This is a genomic window from Acinetobacter higginsii (assembly GCF_000369525.1).
Classification (GTDB): Bacteria; Pseudomonadota; Gammaproteobacteria; order Pseudomonadales; family Moraxellaceae; genus Acinetobacter; species Acinetobacter higginsii.
This window is the reverse complement of record NZ_KB850060.1, coordinates 1-2,298: the sequence shown is the minus strand read 5'-3', so window position 1 is coordinate 2,298 and position 2,298 is coordinate 1. Positions and strand designations below refer to the sequence as shown.

Below are 2,298 nucleotides of genomic sequence, written 5' to 3'. Positions count from 1 at the left end.
TTACTAAGTATGCTCTATCAGATATTGCTGGGATCAATAGTGGATATGGTATTCGTATTTATGAGTTATTGGTGCAATACAGACAAATAGGTAAGCGTGAAATCTCTGTTGAGAGCTTACGAAGCATGTTAGAGCTTGGCAAAAAATACCCTCTATTTGCAGATTTCAAAAAACGGGTAATTGATACTGCTGTAGACCAAATAAATGAATGCAGCCCATTAAGCGTTTCCTATGAGCAGAAAAAAACTGGTCGTAAAGTCACCCATATTCTTTTTTCATTTAAAGAAAAATCAAAAAGCATTAATCAACAGAGCGAACAAGATAAGGTTTATAAACTAACAGACGCTCAAATCAATATGTTTGGCAATCAGCTTTCTCGCTTACATGAGCTATCTCATTTAGCAGCTCAAGGAGAAAGCTATGATGTACTGGCATCAAGAATAAAAGAAATGCTTAAAGATCCAATACAACAAAAGCAATTTATTCCTCATCTTAGGAATTTAGGTTTTAAAGGGTGAGGTTTGATTGTGTATGTAGCAGTTGACTGTTTCTTAATGTATCTTAGTTCACATAATAGACAACCTAAATTACAACATGAAATCACTATCTGTTATCGAGCTTTCAAACCTCTATGGAATGACTCGTCAAGCCGTTTATAAACAAATAAATAAAGGCAATTTAAGTAAGAATAGCGATGGTAAAATTGATCTTTCTGAAGCTATTCGGGTCTTTGGTGAACCATCTAAACATGTGAACAGTTCACAGACAACCGAAACACGAAAGTTGTCAGAAGTTCACCTACTTGAACAACAGGTTCACATGCTTCAAAAACAGCTAGAACAGGCTCATGACCGTGAGAAATTTCAACGAGATGAATTAAAAGCTAAGAATGATCAGTTACATGTTAAGGACGAACAAATTGAGGCAATGCAACGTCTATTAGAAGCCCCAAAAACCAATATGACTACGTTTACCGATCAAGAACCGCTGCAACCAAGCATGGCCAAAACAGCTCCAGAACCGGACACAGTAGAAGCTAAACATGACGGATTGACTACTCCGGAGCAGACGGAAAATAAGCGGATTCCAGTGCCGGAGCAGGTTGAACCGGAGCAGCCGAAAAGAGGGTGGTTAAGCCGGTTTTTCTTGCCGAATGGCTAAGGGTATTATTCAACTGAGCTAATCAAAGTTGTGAAACATTGATCAAAGAATAGGCGTGGAACGTGAAAAATCATAAAAAAAGCCCAAACAGTGATGTTTGGGCTATAAACTTTTAAATAAGCATATGAATTTAAAGGTTAATTATAACACGTTTCGTATAAGGTGTATTATGTTAATTTTAGAAAATCTAAAATAATTATTGATAATTTTTTTTTGAAAATTTAACATACCTTCCGATGGGTATTTTAGGTATGATTACTTATGAACAGTGTGTTACTCGCTTATGTATTACTTGGATTTTCAATAGTTTCCGAAGTGATTGGAAGTAGTTTTTTAGTTAAATCGGAAGGGTTTACAAAACTTTTTCCAAGCGTGATGGTCTTTATTTTTTTTAGCACGGCATTTTATTTATTATCACAAGTTATTAAAACAATCCCTTTAGGTATCGCATACGCTATATGGGCTGGTGTTGGGATTGTTCTAACTGCTGTAGTTAGCTACTTTGTTTTTAAACAGACACTAGATAATCCTGCTTTAATTGGAATTGGTTTTATCGTATCTGGCGTAATAATTATTAATTTATTTTCGCAATCAGCAGGTCATTAAGTGAAAGAAATTCGGCAACAAAAGAAGCAACCAGAGGTTATTCGAAAGCGCATCCTTGAACAGGCAACTATTCTTGTTTCTCAAAAGGGTATTTCTGGTGTTTCTATTCAAAATATTGCTACAGCAGTAGGTATAACAAAAGGGGGGGTATTTCACCATTTCCCGAATAAAAAAAATTTGATAGAAGAAATGTTCAATCAAATAATTCTTGATTTAGATCAAACAGTTGAATACTTGATTAAACGCGATCAAACAGAATATGGTAAATTCACACGAGCTTATATTCATAGTTCTTTTATCCATCAAATAGATGGGGTGGTTTCTGCTTGGTCAGCGTTATCAATGACTATGATCACAGAGCCTACCTTTAATAAAATTTGGATGGAATGGCTAAAAAATAGATTATCTCAACATGCAGAAACGGATAGTCATCCTGATTTAGAGTTACTTCGTTTAGCAGCAGATGGGTTGTGGCTACAAAGTATTACCGGAGTCATTGATGATGAGCAATGTTCAAAATTAGAAGACGAT

General features: G+C 35.4%; 3 protein-coding genes and 1 pseudogene. All 4 read left to right on the top strand.

Annotated features, from left to right (window positions below; translation table 11 throughout):
* A pseudogene (locus tag F902_RS00090) lies at positions 1–518 on the top strand (RepB family plasmid replication initiator protein); the annotation flags it as partial.
* Between the two features lie 76 nt (positions 519–594).
* Positions 595–1,161 carry a plasmid replication DNA-binding protein gene (locus F902_RS00085; protein ID WP_005199347.1) on the top strand — a complete coding sequence of 189 codons (567 nt, stop codon included), beginning with the start codon at positions 595–597 and terminating at the stop codon, positions 1,159–1,161.
* A gap of 261 nt (positions 1,162–1,422) precedes the next feature.
* Positions 1,423–1,767 (top strand): SMR family transporter, encoded by a 345-nt coding sequence (locus F902_RS00080; RefSeq protein ID WP_005199344.1) that lies wholly within the window; start codon positions 1,423–1,425, stop codon positions 1,765–1,767.
* Positions 1,768–2,298: TetR/AcrR family transcriptional regulator (locus tag F902_RS00075; protein ID WP_005199343.1), on the top strand; the 531-nt coding region annotated here is incomplete at its 3' end. It abuts the gene before it with no gap.

Coding starts and splice junctions, on each gene's coding strand:
- F902_RS00085 (WP_005199347.1), top strand. CDS start 595: ATGAAATCACTATCTGTTATCGAGCTTTCAAACCTCTATGGAATGACT.
- F902_RS00080 (WP_005199344.1), top strand. CDS start 1,423: ATGAACAGTGTGTTACTCGCTTATGTATTACTTGGATTTTCAATAGTT.